Source organism: Lapidilactobacillus salsurivasis (genome assembly GCF_054785215.1).
Window position 1 is genome coordinate 141401 of the sequence record NZ_BAAABI010000003.1, and the last position, 17163, is coordinate 158563.

Here is a 17163-nt window from a genome sequence, read left to right on the forward strand (position 1 = left end):
TTTCAAATTAACTCAAAACACACCACAGCGGTGTGTTTTTTACTGCACCAGACCCAGCGCGAACAACGCCTTGGCCGCATCAAGCACGGTCTGTTCAGGCGAATACTGCGTCCAGCCCAGTTCAGATTCCGCCGCCTGGGTGGAATGTCGCGCGCGGCGATCGAGCATGGGAACTAGCGTGCGCAAACTGGGAACAAATTTCGCGGCGGTTTTGGTGACCCAGTTGGGCAATACCCGCACTTTGATTTTCAGCTCGGGGAAGTTGGTCTGATAAAGTGTGGCAATGTCTGCCATGGTCAGTTCCTGTGAAGCCGCCAAATAGCGCTTGCCCCGGGCGTTATCGCGCTCGAATGCTAGGCGATGCAACGTGGCCAGATCGCGCACATCACTGATCTCCATGGGAACGCGAGGAAGCGCCGGTTGCCCTTGCAAGAGACGCAATAGGATTTCATTGGAGCTCATCGCCATTTCGCTCATGGCTGGGCCAAAGATCGCGCCAGGCAAAATTGTGGTCAATTCCAGGTTATTTTCTTGGGCAAAAGTCCAAGCGGCTTGTTCAGAGGCCACTTTCGAAATGCGATAGGGATCCAAATCAGGGTTGTTGACGTCCGTCCAAAAGGATTCATCCAATAAAGCCGTGCTACCAGTTGTCGGCGTCGAAGCGGCCTCAGAGCTGGTCATGATGATTCGGTTGACCCCAACGTCCTTGGCCGCGCGCAACACATTCAAGGCCCCATTCTTTGAGATGTTGACTAACTCCGCGGCCGTTTCGGTGCCGTGGCCCAAGGGTGACGCCACGTGAATGACCCCGGCACTGCCTTTGATGCCCTCATGCCAACCCTCGATTCGGGTCAAATCCGCTTCAAAAAACGACAGGCGGGCAATGGCGTCCGGCGCAACCTGCTGTTTTAGTTCGTGTCTAATTGAATCAGCCTTGGCCAATGAGCGCACACTGGTCGCAACTTGATACCCATGATCCAGAAAATCCTTGATCACCCAACTGGCCACAAAACCAGAGCCACCGGTAACAACTACTTTTTTCATAATGATTTACCTCTTTATTTTTAAATTAGACAAATAATACATCATATTGTCTAATTTGTAAATATGGTTTATAATATTTCTGGGAGGAATAATCTAATGAATACTAAAGAAGAACTCGCTATCCGCTTGAACCACGTAGTTTTGATCAACGGCTTCCAAACTTTATCGATGGCCAAACTTGCCCAAGCCATCAACGTAAGCCGCGCCACCCTGTACATTTATTTCAAAAACAAGGACGAAATCGTCGCCGCCGTGGTTGACCGCCATCTAAATTTCATCCAGAGCCACCCGGTCCCAGCGCGCTTCCAGCCAGCCGACTACCCCGCCACTTTGGTGAATACCCTCTTATTGTTCGGCTCAACCACCGCCACTTTCACCGGCGAGTTGCAGCGTTATTATCCCCAACACTACGCCGAATTTGTGGCCGCTTACGATCGCTACTTCACCGATCTGGAACGCTATTATCGCCGCGCTCAGAACCGTGATTTCATCGACAAGCAATTTCGCCCTGATTTTTTACTTTTCCAAAATCGGACGGGAATCCAGGCCATCTTAGCGGCCGTTCGCCAGAAGGAGATCGAGATCGGGCAGGCCGAGGCCTATCTGAATGAGCTGTTCACGTTGCAGTTGCTGGGATTTCTGACGCCCACTGCTAAAAGTCAACTGGAATTGAGCACGGTGCAACCTCTGATCGATAAAATCATGGCCGAGTTTCGCGCGACTTACTCGCTGATCGGGTGAGCATGAAGGTTTATAGTGTGTCCGCAGCTTGCGCTGCGAAATTCGGGGTGAGCTCGCTGTGGGCGTCACTTTGAGCTTCGCAAAACCACGCGAATCTCAAAGCTGAGCCTTGGTCTAAGTGGCATAGCCACTAAGACCAATTTCACGGCGATCTCACCCCGAATTTCTCCGCTCCAGCCGCTCAACGTTATAACAGCCGTTTGAGCACTCCCGCCAGCTAGCCAGCTATGGTCAATTGATGGGGAACCCCGCAATTGACGGCCGTGGTTAGTGGTTACCAGCTTTAAATTGGTGACACCAGTACAGTTTATCTGATGAACTCAGGCAAGTTCTTGATGAATCAGCTAAATCGGTCGGGTTCTAAACAGGGATTGTTAAAGAAACAAGTAGAGACGTTCGGTCTACGTAAAGTGTCCCGACCTCCCAATCCGAATCCGTTGGCATTGCTGTACCACCCCAAAAGTGGACGATTGTTTGACCTCTTACTTGCAAAACCACTTCGTCAGATATTCCACTTCGATTGCGGATAGGCTCAATTCTGCCTAGCAACCGGGTCGGGCCATGCGGCTCAGCAGTGAAATTATTCTTTGCGGCTTTGCCGCTTAGAATAAGGCTCGATTTTGAGACAAGCCGCGGGTTTTGCGGATTGGCTCAAAACGATGCCCACTGCGTTCCAGCCGCACAAATGGCCCGACCCGGTTGCGCTCACGCGCAACACCCACCCACACCCGCAATCAAGCGAAAGATCAAGAATAGAAACCAAACGCCTAAATCAATCAACCACAAAAAAGCCGGGAGCGCTGCTCCTGGCTTTAGGCAAATCAAAAAGACGTCGGCCAACAAGCGCCGACGTCTTTTTTCCTAGAAACGGGGATTCAGGACGATCTGTGCGGGACGGCCCGCGGTCAGATGGATCCGATTCTCCTGGACGATCACGCAAAGATCGTGATCGGTCGTTAACGTTAATTTGCTGTTCTGGAAGTTGAAACTTAGCCAAGTATCCCGGAATCGTTGCTGGAAACTCAAGCGCCGCCATGATCGCGGAATCTGCGGTTCGATGATCACCTGACCTTCAAAATACTTGATCCCAGCAAAGGCGTGCTCGATCACCGCTAGCGTGCCGCCCATGACGCCGGTGTGGATGCCCTCGGCGGTGGTGCCGCCTTGGATGTCATCGTAATCGGAGCGGATGGCGGTGACGAGGTTTTCTACGGCGTGGTCCAATTCGCCGAGGATCACGTCAACGCTGGCGAAGACGGGGCGGGAAACGGTGGAGCCGTGAACGGTGCGGGCCAAATAGTAGTCGCGATTGCGGCGAAGCCAGTTGCGCGGTAACCGATATCCCAGTTGGTTGACCAGTTGATGCATCATTTTCTCACCGAGATTGTACACGGCCATTAAGGTGTCCGCCTGTTTGTTGACTTGATAGTCGTTGGGCGACTTGCCTTCCGATTTCAAGATCCGATCGATTCGGTGAATGTCACCGTACTTTTCGTGATAAGCGGTCAAGTCCAGTTCCTTCAAAGCCAGATAGTGCTGGTACTGTTCGATCACGCCTTGATCATCAATATAGATGGTCAAATTGTTGGCCACGTCGCTGGCTTTTTGGAGGAGGTGGTGGCTGAAGTCGGTTTCGTGACACGCGGCCGCGAAATCCACTTCGGGGTGATGGCGCAACTCCGAGAGCCAATTCAAGGACCACACCAGCATAATGTTGGTGTAGGCATTGTCGTTGACGCCAGGTGAACTGGCGCCGGGGTAGCCTTCGTGGAATTCGTCGGGCCCCATGACGCCACTTAAATGGTAGCGTTCGCCGTCATAGGTCACCTTACTCAGCCAGAACTTGCTAGTTTCCAGCAACACCTTCAACCCGCCGTCGTTGAGCAGGTCGTAACGCCCGGTGACTTGGGTGTAATACCAAATGTTATAAACGACCGCCAAGGAAATGTGGCGTTGGAGCCGGGAATTGTCTTGGTACCAGCGGTGGGTGATCGGATTGAGATGGATCACTTGGGACTGTTCATCGCCGTACATCGCCGATTGCCACGGGTACAGCGCCCCCACCTCGTGTTGGGCATGGGCGTTTTTGCGGGCGGCTTCCAGACGTTTCAGCCGGTATTGCAGAATATCATAGGCGGTGTCCGGGTCCATTTCCGCGTAATAGGGGATCAAGAACAATTCATCCCAGAAAATATGCCCGCGATAACCCTCGCCAGTCAGCGCCCGGGAACCCACCGACGCGTCCAGATCTTGATTCGCCAAATGTTGCGCCGCTTGATGTAAGTGGAAGACGTTCATCCGCACCAAGCGTTGCAGATCGGGGTCATCATTTTCGATTTGAACATCGGCGCGCCGCCAGAATTCCCGCCAATGCGCTTGACTGGTCGTTTGCACCCGGTCGAAACTACTGCGCGCCAATTCCGCCTGAACTTCCGCCACCGGATCGGTGGTTTCATAACTGGTGGCCACGACCATCGTCCGCTCAAAGGTGAATTCTTCGCCGGCATCCAAGGAAACCACCGTTTGGTCAATCACCGAATGTTCCGGATACGTCGTGGTAAAAGTCGCCTGTTTACTGGTCGTGCGCGCCCCGACTACCAGATCTAATTCTGATTTCAGTGTCCGCGCTTGTAACATATGCTCGCCGACTTTGGTGATTTTGAACTCTTGGCTATTGAACTCGCGATAACGGGCCACGTTCTGATTCTGGATCAGCCCGTCAACCACCCCTTCGATCGTCACCTGAGCCCCAAAGTCCAGATGAAAACTGATTTTTTCCGCGAAACAATGATAATGGACCGGATCGACCACCTTCAAGGTGTCCACGAACAACCGACCTTGAGGTAACGCGTATTCGAAGTGCTCGGTCAGATTGCCCCGATCCATATTCAAACAGGAGCAGCGCTGATCATAGTCACCGGTCAACGGTTGATGATCGATGAACAGCCGGATCAGCTGGGGATTGGGCAAATTGACCATGTCCTCGTTAACGATATCGCGATGATTGACCTGCGTGGTGGTTTGATTGAAGATCCCCGCCACGTACAAGCCCGGATAATGGTCGTCGCTATATTGAGCCAGCACCGGTGCGCCGCGCCAACCCAAGTAACCATTGCCCAACGTTAAGATCGATTCCTGACCGTAAGAACGCGGTCCATTGGGAATATTCTGATACTCGATTTGCCAATCTGTAATCATTTTAAGCTCCTTATTCTGCCGGTTTGAAAACATTCTTCTTTTGCGCACCCTTGACTTTATCTAAGTCAGCATCACTGAAGCCCCAAAGGTAAACGCAGGTGAAGGAAACAACGATGGTGATCACCGACGCAATCAAGTAGATCCAGATATTATTCGGATTTTGCGCCGAGAAGAAGGATGGGAAGCCGATCAGCGAGCCGGAGAAGCCGAACATATCGATATGGAACAAGCCGGCGACGAAACAGCCCACCGCGCTCCCGATGCTGGACATCCAGAAGACGTGGCCATATTTCAAGTTGATCCCATACATCGCCGGTTCGGTCACGCCCGCAAAACCGGATAAAGCGCCGGCCATGGCCAAGCCTTTGATGTCAGCGCGTTTGGATTTCGCCCAAACCGCCAAAGCTCCAGCCGCTTGCGCGATCATGGTGAAGTTGATCAAGCCGTTCAAAACCGAATGCCCGGTCATGGCAATGTCGTTGGACACAATCGGAACGATCATCCAGTGCAAGCCGAAAATAACCAAAGTTTGGTAGAAACCACCTAGCACCAGCCCCGCGATGGCTTCGTTGGCCGTTACCAAGAAGTTGATCACCGCCGCAAAGCCCGCCGAAATCATCGAAATAACCGGTCCCATCAAGACTAAGACCACGCTGGCCACAATGAACAAGGTGAACAACGGTTGGAAAATCGAACGCAAACTCAGTGGCAGGACTTTTTTCAGCCAATTGCCCACTGGTCGCGCCAGCCACGCCGCGAAAATAATTGGGAAAATCGAGTAGGTGTATTGGGGAATGTGGATCGGCAGCCCGAAGAAGGTGGCGTTCAGCGGAATCCCCAATAATGTTGCCATGCCCTTAGTTGGCGCTGCCCATAACGCCGCGATGGACGGATGGACCAGCACTCCCGCGATGGCCGCCACGGTGATCGGCTCGGAATGGAGTTGTTTCGCCGCGGTGTAACCGACGAGGATCGGCAGGAAGTAGAAGGTCGAATCGCCCATGGCATTGATAATAACGAACGTTGTCGACTTGGTGTCGATCCAGTGCAGATTAGAAGTAAATAATGTCAAAAACCCTTTTAAGATACCTGAAGCGGCTAACAGGCCAATGATCGGGATCATCGAGCCAGTGATCGTGCCGATCAACAACTGGAAGCCGCGAACGATCCAGCCCCAAAGATTGGTTGGCCGGGCTGCCTTCGCCTGAGCTTGCGTGGCTTCGACAATTTCCCGCGTCGCCGCGTCGTCAACCACATCATCACCAAGTTGGGCGACCACCGCGTCGTAAACATCTTCGACGGCCGGGCCGATCACCACTTGATATTGCCCCAAGCCAGCGTTATAGATCGCCCCCGCGACCCCATTCAAATTGGTCAATTTGGCGTTGTCCGCCTTGGTCTCGTCCTTCAGGTAAAAACGCAACCGTGAGATACAATGGATCACTTTGTTGACATTACTTGGCCCACCAACATATTTAATAATGTCGGTGGCCAATTGCGTATAGTCTTGAGCCATTTTCTTTTCCCCCTATGACTGTGACTAAGCCTTCGCGCTTGCTTTGCCCAGCAAGTCGCCAAGACCAACATGTTGATAATCGACATCAAGCGCCGCCAGATTCGACTGGGAATTGGTGATCAAAACCATCACCGTTTGATCCAGTTGCGCCGCTTCGATTTGACTCCAGTCCACCGAAACGACCTTATCCCCACTGGCGACTTGCTTGCCCTGCTTAACATGAACCTTGAACGGTGCCCCCTTCAACCCGACAGTATCGATCCCCACGTGCACCAGGAATTCTAGGCCGTCATCACGCCGAATCCCCAGGGCGTGACCTTGCGCGATCATCACTTCGCCACTGACCGGCGCGACCACCGCCGACTCGTCCGCGTCAGGCATGATGGCGAAGCCTTCGCCCATCATTTTCTGCGCGAACACCGGGTCGGAAACGGTGCTCAGTTCGATCACTTGGCCGCTGACCGGCGCGAAGATATTGTCGGTGTGCACAAGTTCTTTTCTCTTAAGGTGTAACATTTTGAATCCCCCCATTTTGATCCTGAAGCATGGTACCAACGAATTTGACCCCCTGCGACAAAATGACCCTTGGCAACTTTGGTTGAGATAGCTTGAAGCTGGTTAAAAGTAGATTGGCCGCAGCTTGCGCTGCGCGATTCGGGGTGAGCTCGCTGTGGGCGTCACTTTGAGCTTTTCGGAAATGCACCGAAAATCTCAAAGCTGAGCCTTGACCTAAGCGGTAAACCGCTAAGGTCAATTTCACGGCGATCTCACCCCGAATCGCTCCGCTCCAGCCGCTCAACGTTTTAATAGGCGCTTGAGCACTCACGCCATTTGGCAAGCTATCGTCAATTGATGGGGAACCACGCAATTGATGACCGTGGTTAGTGGTCACCAGCGTGAGATTGGCGACACCAGAATAATTTGCCTGATAAACCAAGACAAGTTCTGGACAAATCAGTCAAATCCGTTGGCCTTCACCGAAAGATTGTCTAAGGAAGCAGGTAAAATCGGGCAACCTCAGCAAAGTAGCCGACCGATTCAACCAAATCCGTTGGCGTTGCCGTACCACCTCAAAAGTGGGCAATTGTTTGACCTCTAGCTTGCAAAAGCACTTCGTCAAATACCCAACTTCGATTGCAGATCAGCGCAATTCTGTTCAGCAACCGGTTCGGGCCATGCGGCTCAGCAGTGAAATTGTCCTTTGCGGCTCCGCCGCTTAGGACAAGGCTCGATTTGAAGACAAGCCGCGCTTTTTGCGGATTGGCTTCAAACGATGCCCACTGCGTTCCAGCCGCACAAATGGCCCGAACCGGTTGCGCTCACGCGCAACACCCACCAAAACCCGCAATCAAATCCAGCATCACCAATCAACCGGTTTTTCACTGATGACGCCGGGCAAATTCCAAACTACTGAACTTGTCCGCGCGATGCCGCGACTCCGTATAAGACAACACCCGGTTATCCGACAAATGCGTTTCGCTGCGCACCACCAACACCGGCACACTTTGATTGATCCCCAGATACACACAATCGTCGTATTCCGCCGGTTCGATTGCGATATGCTTGATCGCATAATCGATTTTCAAGTGCAAGGTCGATTCGAAGTAATCGAACAACGAGCGTTGCGCCACGGTCGCCGGCACTTCCGGCACGATCGCTTCATTAATGTAATCGTAATCCAAAATCACCGGTACTTCATCAACCACCCGTTTGCGCACGATCAACTGTGTCGTCAAGGCCGGCGCGCCATTGAGCAATTCCACTGGCACCGCGACGTGATCGCGAATCGAAACCAAATCATTGGTCGAGTGTAAATGATTCTGCGCGACTAATTCGTGGTAACTTTCAATCGACGAGAACGGAAACATTAATTTCTCGGTACTGAGAATCAGACTACCCTTCCCCCGAATCGTCTGAATGTAGCCTTCATTCGCCAACAAACGGACCGCTTTACGCACCGTCTCCCGCGAAACATGATAACGCATCACTAATTTCTGATCACTTGGCAGCAAGTCCCCTTTCTTAAACTTCTTGTTTTGAATATCTGTGAGTAAATCATGGTAGATCTGTAAATATTTTTTCATCTTCCCCGACCCCCGAGCTTATCCTAGCACAGGGAAAAATCGCTTACATGATTGCGGCTTGCCTCCGTTGCGGAAAAACTAGACAAGTTGGCGCCAACCATTGTTGTTTAAACAAATTTTGAGTAGACAACTTTTTTCGCTGACTTACTCCCCAATCCTTGTAAAACGGCTCCCCCCGACTACAATTACCAAATCGATCCCCCAATCGATACTTAAAGCGCTTACAAAAACTACATAAGAAAATGCCTAAACTGAAAAAATTTAGGCATCGAACAAAATTGATCCTAACCAAACATCATCACGTCAAGCTCGTTTACTGACGAGCACTGCAAAATCGAATTACCATTTGGCAGTGACTTGATTTATTTCACCGATCAAACGCGAGCAGATCCTTATTTTCAGAACTATCTAACTGCCAATTGGTAAGTTGATTATATCACGAAGCTGTCTATTCGTCTTTTTTAACGCTTACACTGACAAAAAGTAGGCCTATTTGAAAAAACAAATAAGCACGATCACTTTTTGAATCAGGATTTCAGTAAATGATTGTGCCTATTCAGATAATCCCGCCAGCAACGATTGCCCGGTTCGATCACGCTCAGAAAGATCAAAGGAATAACTTCACATCAGCGTGATCATCAACGGTTTTTGCGCCGACAGGTGATATTGCTGCCCTTGCACGATCACTTTTGCGTCGTGATCGGCATTGATGACCACCTTTTGATCGTGGAAATCAAAGCTGAACCAAGTGCCGTGAAATTGGCGTTGGAACTTTAACTGTTGCCACGCTGCGGGGATATGGGGGGTCAAGGTGAGTTGCGCGCCAGTCAGATCTAGCCCAGCGAAACCCCGTTCGATCACGGCCAAAGTGCCGCCCATCACGCCAGTGTGAATGCCTTCTGCGGTGGTGCCGCCTTGAATATCAATATAATCGGACTTGATCGCGGTGACTAAATAATCTAAGGAGCGCTTCAACTCGCCTAAAGATAGATCGACATAGGCGAAAACCGGTCGTGAAACAGTTGACCCGTGAACGGTCCGCGCTAAGTAATAGTCACGGTTCCGTTGGAGCCAATCTTGCGGCAATTGATAGCCCAGTTGCCGAACGATCTGTTCAACTTGTTGGGCGCCCAAATTATAAACAGCCATTAAACTGTCGGCCTGTTTATCCACCTGATAGTCGTTGGAAGATTTTCCTTCGGCTTTGAGGATCCGGTCGATCCGATGGATATCACCATATTTTTTCGCGTAAGCATCTAAGTCTAGTGTCTGCAATTCAAAATAACGCTGATATTGTTCGATCACACCCTGATCATCGATATGGAGACTTAGATTGTGGGCCACATCTGTCGCCTTTTGCAAAAGTTCGGCGCTAAAATCAACAGTTTGGCAAGCTTGAGCAAATATTTCCGACTGCTGGTGGCGTAACGCCAACAACCAATTCAGTGACCAAACCAACATGATATTAGTATAGGCATTGTCCTGCAACCCACTGACTTGCGTGTGGGGATAGGCTTCATGGAACTCGTCAGGTCCCATTACCCCAGACAAGTGATAACGTTGGCCATCATAGGTGACCTTATTCAACCAGAATTTACTGGTTTCCAGTAAAAGCTGTAAGCCCCCTGCGGCCAAAATCCCTTGATCCCCAGTGACCTGAGTGTAATACCACAAATTGTAGACGATCGCCAAAGAAACATGGCGTTGTAACCGCGAATTATCCTGATACCAACGATGAGTCATTGGATTCAAATGAATGATCTGCGACTGCTCATCGCCAGACATCGCTGACTGCCAAGGATACATCGCCCCATGTTCGTACTGCGACCGCGCATTTTTTTTCGCGGCAGGCAATCTTTTCAAACGATAGTGCAAAAGCGCCGCGGCGGTTTTCGGCGTCGTCGCCGCATAATAAGGCAAGAAGAAGATCTCGTCCCAGAAAATATGACCGCGATAACCCTCACCAGTCAGGCCGCGAGAACCTACGGACGCATCCAGATCCGGATTGGCTTGGTCTTGCGCCGCTTGATGCAGCTGGAAAATATTGAAGCGCACCAACCGTTGCAGATCAGGCTCCGCGCTAGTCAATCGGACATCGGCTTTTTGCCAAAAATCTCGCCAGTGAGCCTGGCTGCTTGCTAGGATCTGTTGAAAATCTGCCGCGTCTAAATTCTGTTGAACCGTAGTGATCGGATCTTGATCCTGATAACTCGTCGCCACGGCCATCACCCGCTCGAAGGTCAAAGTCTCATTGGCAGGTAATTGGATCGTGGCCTCATCACAGATCTGTTGATCCGGATAAGTCGTCTTAAAGGTCAGCTGCTCGCTGGTACTGCGACCACCAACGACCAGCGTCACCCCAGATCGTAAGGTCCGGGCGACCAATAGTTGGCCTTGTTGTCCGGTCACCTTAAACTCTTGACTATTAAACTCACGGTACCGCGCAACGTTACGATTTTGGATCGTACCATCGATCAGATTTTGAATCTCAACTTTTGCCGAGAAGTCCAAACGCAAACTAACTTGCGTCGCGATCCGATGATAATTGATTGGATCGACGACTTTTTTTGTTTCCAAATAAAGGTGACCCTGTTTCGCGGGAAAAGTCAGTGTTTCCGTGAGAACGCCTTGATCCATTTGTAAAACCGCCTGCCGCTGATCGTAATTCAGAGTCACTGGTTCTCCGTCGATCCGCAGCCGCAACAGTTGCGGATTCGGCAAATTGACCATGTCCTCATTCACAATATCACGGTGATTGACCGCCGTTGTAGTTTGATTGAAAATACCAGCGACATAAAGGCCGGGATAATGGTCGTCACTGTACGAACTCAGCAGTGGCGCCCCCCGCCAACCTAAATAGCCGTTGCCAAGAGTCAAGATCGACTCCTGACCGTAGGAGTTCACTCCCTTAGAAATATCGTGATATGCGATTTGCCAATCTGATGCTTTCATAAAAAGTTCCTCCTTTTGAATAGATACCGCGGAAAAGCCTGCGGCGCGGCAACTTTGATTGGGATTGCTTATTTGCTGTATAAAGTAGACTGGCCGCAGCTTGCGCTGCGAAATTCGGGGTGAGCTCGCTGTGGGCGTCACTTTGAGCTTTTCGGAAGGGCGCCGAAAATCTCAAAGCTGAGCCTTATTCTAAGCGGCAGAGCCGCTAAGAATAACGACACGGCGATCTCACCCCGAATTTCTCCGCTCCGGCCGCTCAACGCTCTAATAGCCGTTTGAGCACGCACGCCAACTGGTAAGCTATGGCCAATGGATGGAAAGCCACGCAATTGACGACCGTGGTTAGTGGGCACAAGCTTCAAATTGGCGACACCAGCGCAGTCCATCTGATGAACAGAACTAGTTCTCAGCGAATCAACTGAATCGGTCGGTTTCCAACAAAATCCGTTTAAGTAAGTGAGATAAAGTTGGCGGCACTATCCGAAATATACCGACCTATGTCCCCGAATCTGTTGACGTTGCAGTACCACCAAAACAGTTGGCGATTGTTTTAACCTCTAGCTTGCAAAAGCACTTCGTCAAATCCTTCGCCTTCGATTGCAGATAGGCTCAGTGCTGCCCAGCAACCGGTTCGGGCCATGCGGCTCAGCAGTGACGTTATTCTTAGCGGTTTACCGCTTAGAATAAGGCTCGATTTTGAGACAAGCCGCGGGTTTTGCGGATTGGCTCAAAACGATGCCCACTGCGTTCCAGCCGCACAAATGGACCGAACCGGTTGCGCTCACGCGCAACACCCACCAGAACCTGCAATTAAACACAAAACAATCAACAGAAGCCTTAGCACAAGTCAAAAATCAATCATTGACCGCAGACTTGAAGACGTTCTTCTTTTTAGCACCCTTTTGCTTGTCCAGGTCAGCGTCTGAGAAGCCCCAGAAGTAAACACAGACAAAGGAGATCACGATAGTAATCACGCTGGCGATCACAAAGGTCCAGATGTTATTCGGATTAGATTTCGAGAAGAAGGATGGGAACCCGATCAAAGAACCGGTAAAGCCAAACATATCAATGTGCATCAAGCCGGCGACTAAGCCACCAACGGCACTACCAATGCTGGCCATCCAGAAGACCCGACCGTATTTCAAGTTGATCCCATACATCGCTGGTTCGGTAACGCCGGCGAATCCTGATAAGGCGCCACTCATTGCTAAGCCTTTGATATCAGGGCGTTTGGATTTCGCCCAAACAGCTAAGGCACCAGCGCCTTGCGCGATCATGGTGAAGTTGATCAAACCATTTAAGACGGAGTGTCCCGTCATGGCAATATCATTGGAGACAATTGGCACGATCATCCAGTGTAACCCGAAGATAACCAAGGTCTGGTAGAAGGCCCCAATGATCAGGCCGGCGATGGCTTCATTGGCGGTAACCAAGAAGTTGATGATCGCGGCTAACCCAGCGGAAACTAAGGAGATCACTGGCCCCATTACGACCAAGACGGCACTGGCGACAATGAACAAGGTGAATAACGGTTGGAAAATCGAACGCAAACTCAGTGGCAGGACTTTTTTCAGCCAATTGCCCACGGGCCGCGCTAACCAAGCGGCGAAAATAATCGGGAAGATCGAATAAGTGTATTGGGGGATGTGGATCGGCAGGCCGAAGAAGGTCGCGTTCAACGGGATCCCCAATAAAGTGGCCATGCCCTTAGTTGGCGCGGACCATAACGCCGCGATGGTCGGGTGGACCAAGACGCCGGCGATGGCCGCAACAGTGATTGGATCGGAATGAAGTTGCTTCGCGGCGGTGTAGCCCACGAGAATCGGCAAGAAGTAGAACGTTGAATCGCCCATCGCGTTGATAATGACGTAAGTGGTCGATTTGGTATCGATCCAATTCAAGTTGTACGTGAATAATGTCAAGAAACCTTTTAATATACCTGAAGCGGCTAGCAATCCAATGATCGGGATCATCGAACCGGTGATCGTGCCGATCAATAACTTAAAGCCTCGCGAGATCCAACCCCAAAGATTCTTCGGCCGTTCTGCTTGCGCCTGTGCCTGAGTTGAGGCGACCGCTTGGTTCGTCGCGTCTTCATCAACGACGCTACTGCCCAATTGCGCGACGACTTGATCGTAAACATCCGCTACCGCTGGCCCGATCACGACTTGGTACTGCCCGAGACCAGCGTTATATAACGCCCCTGCAACGCCTGGTAACGCCGTGATTTTAGCGGTATCGGCTTTTTTCTCATCTTTCAAATAAAAGCGTAGTCGTGAGATACAGTGGATCACTTTATCAACGTTCTCTGGCCCGCCGACGTACTTAATGATATTGGCTGCCAGATCTTGGTAATTATTATCTTTAGCCATTCAAAAAATCCTCCTATTTCGCGGTGGCTTGCCCAACAACGGCGCCACTGGCGATTTGTTGATAATTGACTTTTAATTGTGCGAGATTCGTTTTGGTATTGGTGATCAGCACCATCACGGTGGGATCTAAGTTCGCCGCGGTGATTTGCGCCCAGTCCACGGTCACCATTTTGGCGCCGGCCCGGACGGTTTTGCCCTGTTTGGTGTGAATGGTGAAGGGCGCGCCCTGTAAATTGACCGTGTCCACGCCGATGTGGACCAAGACTTCCAAGCCGTCGTCGCGGCGGATCCCGAACGCGTGCCCCTGCGCCACGGTCACCTCGCCGCTGATCGGCGCGACCACCACTGAATCACCTTCGTTCGGCTTGATCGCCAAGCCATCACCCATCATTTTCTGGGCGAACACCGGGTCTGACACCGTACTCAATGACAAAACTTGCCCACCAACAGGCGCCAACAAGTCATCGGTATGCGGCGCTGGTTCTTTCTTAAAATGGAACATGATCAAGGGCCTCCTTCACTATTGATGCCGGCGGGCGAACGCCACGCTGCTGAATTTATCGGCGCGGTGCCGCGACTCCGTATAAGACAAAATTCGATTATCTGATAAATGCGTTTCACTGCGGACCACCACAATCGGTGTGCTTTGATCGATCTCCAGATAAACACAATCATCGTATTTTGCCGGCTCAACGGTGAAGTGTTTGATCGCGTAATCGATTTTCAAGCCCAAAATCTCTTCGAAATAATGAAAAAGAGAGTCCCGAGCCGCGGTGATGGGAACATCGGCAGCAACTTGCTCGTTAACATAGTCATAATCCACGATCAACGGCTCCCCAGCCACGATCCGCCGCCGCACGATCAACTGCGACGTCAGCTCCGGCGCGCCATAAAGCAAACTAGAAGGAACCGGAACATGGTAATTGACCTGAACCAGATCATTGACCGAATCCAACCCGTTATGCTTGACCAACTCGCGGTAACTTTCGATCGACGCCCAGGGAAAGTTCAGCCGGTCCGCATTGAGAACCAGACTGCCCTTGCCCCGAATCGTTTGCAAATACCCTTCATTGGCCAACAACCGCACCGCCTTGCGAATCGTTTCCCGGGAAACGTGATACCGCATGACCAACTGCTGGTCGCTAGGCAAGAGATCACCTTGTTGATACTTGTTAGACTGAATGTCATTGAGTAAATCATGATAAATCTGCAAATATTTCTTCATCACCACAACTCCCAAATCCTAATGTAGCACGAATTGAAAGGGCTTACTAGCCGCGTCCGCACCCCTTTACAACAAATAACTAGACAAGTTGGTCCAAAAGCCCACTGCCGCCGTCACTGCAGAATAGACAACTTTATTTTTGTAAGTGACCCGACCGACTCCGATTTCCAGAAATCAGTCAACTTAATTGACGAGAATTATGCAAGAAAAACCAGAATTGATTATTTGTGAATCCGCTGGTCATTGATCGATTGTCGATTAAATCGAGCTAGTATCACCAGCTCATCTCCATCGATCGATGTTTTATCTCTTGTCAAAAAATAAAGTATAAAGCTGGTCAAATCGCAACTGCTATTCTGCAAAGATACGGTCAAGACAATCAAAGTCAGGTTTTACTCGACGCCAAGTAGAATTTCCAACTTATTATGTCCATACGTAAAGTGTAGCACTGATTAATAAAGGTGGGGCATTTTGTGAATTATAAAAAGCGCTGCGGATCCTCATCGGACCAGCAGCGCCTTGACCTCAGCACATTTTTTTATTTTAAAAGTCAACCATATCTTGCGCCATTTCTCAGCCCCAAACGGACCCCGTAGCAAAACGAGAGCCAACTTGACTAGTTAAAGTCGGCTGATCCGCCATTGCCCAGATCCTTGGTGATCGGATCATTGGTGCCCCGCTCATTGACCTAAGCGTCGTGGTGTCGGCGTTGGTTTTTGCTTACGGCCACTAGCCGCAAAGATCAGGACAGCTACCAAAATCAGGAGCGCGCAAAAAACAAACAGCAATGGGTAGGAGATCGATTCAATGATCAACGCGCCAACTAAAGGCCCCACCGCTCGCCCTGCCGATGCCGCCATCGTGACCAAGCCCTGATACTTTCCTTTTTCTTGGAGCGCCGCGCGTTCATTGACAAAGGTCGAGACTGCGGGAAAAGCAATCACTTCGCCCACTGTCAAAACCGCCATCGCGATGACGAACCAAGCGTAGTGATTCGCGTAGATCAAAATCAGAAACGCGCTACAAACAAACGCGAAGCCTGTGTAAAGCCGCCCCCGCAAATGTTGCGATAAATAGCCATCAAAGTGAGTCAACAGTGGCTGTAAGGTTACGATCAGAACGGCGTTGACCGTCCACAAAAAGCTATATGACCGCACCGACATCCCTAAGTGCAGCATATACGCGGAAATATTGCTCTGCCATTGTTCATAGCCGATCCAGGCCACGAATAGCGTCAACAATAGCAAATAGATCGGCCATTTCTCCCGCGTCTGCTCGGCGCGATCGGTATCGACTCGCGCACGCCGAATCGCCTGTTTTGCCTGATTCAACTGACGGAAGGTCAACAAAGCCACGACCCAGAAAATAATGAAAAGACCAAAAGCCGTTGCAAAAATGTAACTGATCCCTAAAGGCAAAATGAAACCAACGATCAATGAGCCAAAAACTAGGCCTAGATTACTGGTAAAATAAAGCACATTAAAAACATAACTAGGCTGATGACTTTTTATCATCGTCGCGATCGAATTGACACAAGTCACCACGATCCCATTACCTAGGCCCAAAATGATCAACAAGATCGCATAGATCGGCCAACCATGCCAGAAAATCAGGACGCCAGCAGACGCCGCCGCGATCGTGATCCCTAATAAAATCGTTTCATACGGTCGCCAGTGATCAAACAACCAACCACCGATATAATTTCCGATCACCGTGAAGACCGAATTGATCAATAAAACAATGCCCGCGGTCGTCAACGGTTCATGCAAATACTCATGCATATAAATCGTTGTTAATGGCCAAATGAAACTGATTCCGGTGTTCGTGATCAACGAGCCCAGAAATAACCACTTTAATTTAATTGGATCATTCCTCAAAACGCTACACCCCTTAATACGATTGCTTATAGCGTAGCGCGAACCCTATTGAAAAATCAACCCATTTATACATAAAATTTTTCATAATTTGCATCATGATCTTTTCATTTTCAACGTTTTATTCTCATCTTATTGTTTCTAAAAGCCTTTTCAT

At 50.4% G+C, this 17163-nt stretch carries 16 protein-coding genes; 3 read left to right on the forward strand and 13 right to left on the reverse strand.

The genetic code is table 11. The annotated features are described in order from the left end of the window. Positions 1-39: 39 nt before the first annotated feature. Positions 40-1044 carry an NAD-dependent epimerase/dehydratase family protein gene (locus ACYVSB_RS04725; RefSeq protein WP_461218624.1) on the reverse strand — a complete coding sequence of 335 codons (1005 nt, stop codon included), beginning with the start codon at positions 1042-1044 and terminating at the stop codon, positions 40-42. Positions 1045-1140: 96 nt separating this feature from the next. Here ACYVSB_RS04725 and ACYVSB_RS04730 point away from each other — a divergent pair, with 96 nt between their 5' ends. Continuing rightward, positions 1141-1785 carry a TetR/AcrR family transcriptional regulator gene (locus ACYVSB_RS04730; protein ID WP_461218625.1) on the forward strand — a complete coding sequence of 215 codons (645 nt, stop codon included), beginning with the start codon at positions 1141-1143 and terminating at the stop codon, positions 1783-1785. A gap of 65 nt (positions 1786-1850) precedes the next feature. Here ACYVSB_RS04730 and ACYVSB_RS04735 read toward each other — a convergent pair whose 3' ends face one another. Continuing rightward, positions 1851-2039: a hypothetical protein gene (locus tag ACYVSB_RS04735; protein WP_461218626.1), complete on the reverse strand. Its 189-nt coding sequence runs from the start codon at positions 2037-2039 to the stop codon at positions 1851-1853. 320 nt (positions 2040-2359) lie between these two features. Here ACYVSB_RS04735 and ACYVSB_RS04740 point away from each other — a divergent pair, with 320 nt between their 5' ends. Beyond that, a complete protein-coding gene (locus ACYVSB_RS04740; RefSeq protein WP_125599472.1) occupies positions 2360-2650 on the forward strand; it encodes a hypothetical protein in 291 nt (96 codons plus the stop codon). Here the strand turns inward: ACYVSB_RS04740 and ACYVSB_RS04745 are convergent. Genes ACYVSB_RS04745 through ACYVSB_RS04760 form a run of 4 tightly spaced genes read right to left on the reverse strand, consistent with a single transcriptional unit; the run spans position 2647 to position 7436 of the window. Continuing rightward, complete coding sequence (locus tag ACYVSB_RS04745) at positions 2647-4983, reverse strand: glycoside hydrolase family 65 protein (RefSeq protein ID WP_461218627.1); 2337 nt, start codon at positions 4981-4983, stop codon at positions 2647-2649. The genes ACYVSB_RS04740 and ACYVSB_RS04745 overlap by 4 nt on opposite strands. A gap of 10 nt (positions 4984-4993) precedes the next feature. Beyond that, positions 4994-6499, reverse strand: a complete 1506-nt coding sequence (locus tag ACYVSB_RS04750) for a PTS transporter subunit EIIC (RefSeq protein WP_461218628.1) — start codon at positions 6497-6499, stop codon at positions 4994-4996. A gap of 24 nt (positions 6500-6523) precedes the next feature. Next, positions 6524-7015, reverse strand: a complete 492-nt coding sequence (locus ACYVSB_RS04755) for a PTS sugar transporter subunit IIA (protein ID WP_125599463.1) — start codon at positions 7013-7015, stop codon at positions 6524-6526. Continuing rightward, on the reverse strand, positions 7002-7436 hold the full coding sequence (locus ACYVSB_RS04760; protein WP_125599460.1) for a hypothetical protein: 435 nt from the start codon (positions 7434-7436) through the stop codon (positions 7002-7004). The genes ACYVSB_RS04755 and ACYVSB_RS04760 overlap by 14 nt, the downstream gene beginning before the upstream one ends. Before the next feature lie 251 nt (positions 7437-7687). On the opposite strand from ACYVSB_RS04760, the gene ACYVSB_RS04765 reads away from it, so the two are divergent. Further along, positions 7688-7885, forward strand: coding sequence for a hypothetical protein (locus ACYVSB_RS04765; protein WP_125599457.1), 198 nt, complete (start codon positions 7688-7690; stop codon positions 7883-7885). Here ACYVSB_RS04765 and treR (ACYVSB_RS04770) read toward each other — a convergent pair. From treR (ACYVSB_RS04770) to ACYVSB_RS04800, 7 genes are all read right to left on the reverse strand, one after another. Beyond that, positions 7879-8583, reverse strand: coding sequence for a trehalose operon repressor (gene treR / locus ACYVSB_RS04770; RefSeq protein WP_461218629.1), 705 nt, complete (start codon positions 8581-8583; stop codon positions 7879-7881). The two genes, ACYVSB_RS04765 and treR (ACYVSB_RS04770), sit on opposite strands and share 7 nt — an antisense overlap. 621 nt (positions 8584-9204) lie before the next feature. Next, positions 9205-11535 carry a glycosyl hydrolase family 65 protein gene (locus ACYVSB_RS04775; RefSeq protein ID WP_261807422.1) on the reverse strand — a complete coding sequence of 777 codons (2331 nt, stop codon included), beginning with the start codon at positions 11533-11535 and terminating at the stop codon, positions 9205-9207. Positions 11536-11672: 137 nt separating this feature from the next. Continuing rightward, positions 11673-11897, reverse strand: a complete 225-nt coding sequence (locus tag ACYVSB_RS04780) for a hypothetical protein (protein WP_461218630.1) — start codon at positions 11895-11897, stop codon at positions 11673-11675. Positions 11898-12389: 492 nt separating this feature from the next. Continuing rightward, a complete protein-coding gene (locus ACYVSB_RS04785) occupies positions 12390-13907 on the reverse strand; it encodes a PTS transporter subunit EIIC (RefSeq protein ID WP_461218631.1) in 1518 nt (505 codons plus the stop codon). Between the two features lie 13 nt (positions 13908-13920). After that, positions 13921-14409 (reverse strand): PTS sugar transporter subunit IIA, encoded by a 489-nt coding sequence (locus tag ACYVSB_RS04790; protein ID WP_461218632.1) that lies wholly within the window; start codon positions 14407-14409, stop codon positions 13921-13923. An 18-nt stretch (positions 14410-14427) separates the two neighbouring features. Then, a complete protein-coding gene (gene treR / locus ACYVSB_RS04795) occupies positions 14428-15132 on the reverse strand; it encodes a trehalose operon repressor (RefSeq protein ID WP_461218633.1) in 705 nt (234 codons plus the stop codon). Positions 15133-15812: 680 nt separating this feature from the next. Then, positions 15813-17009, reverse strand: coding sequence for an MDR family MFS transporter (locus ACYVSB_RS04800; protein ID WP_461218634.1), 1197 nt, complete (start codon positions 17007-17009; stop codon positions 15813-15815). Between the last annotated feature and the right edge of the window lie 154 nt (positions 17010-17163).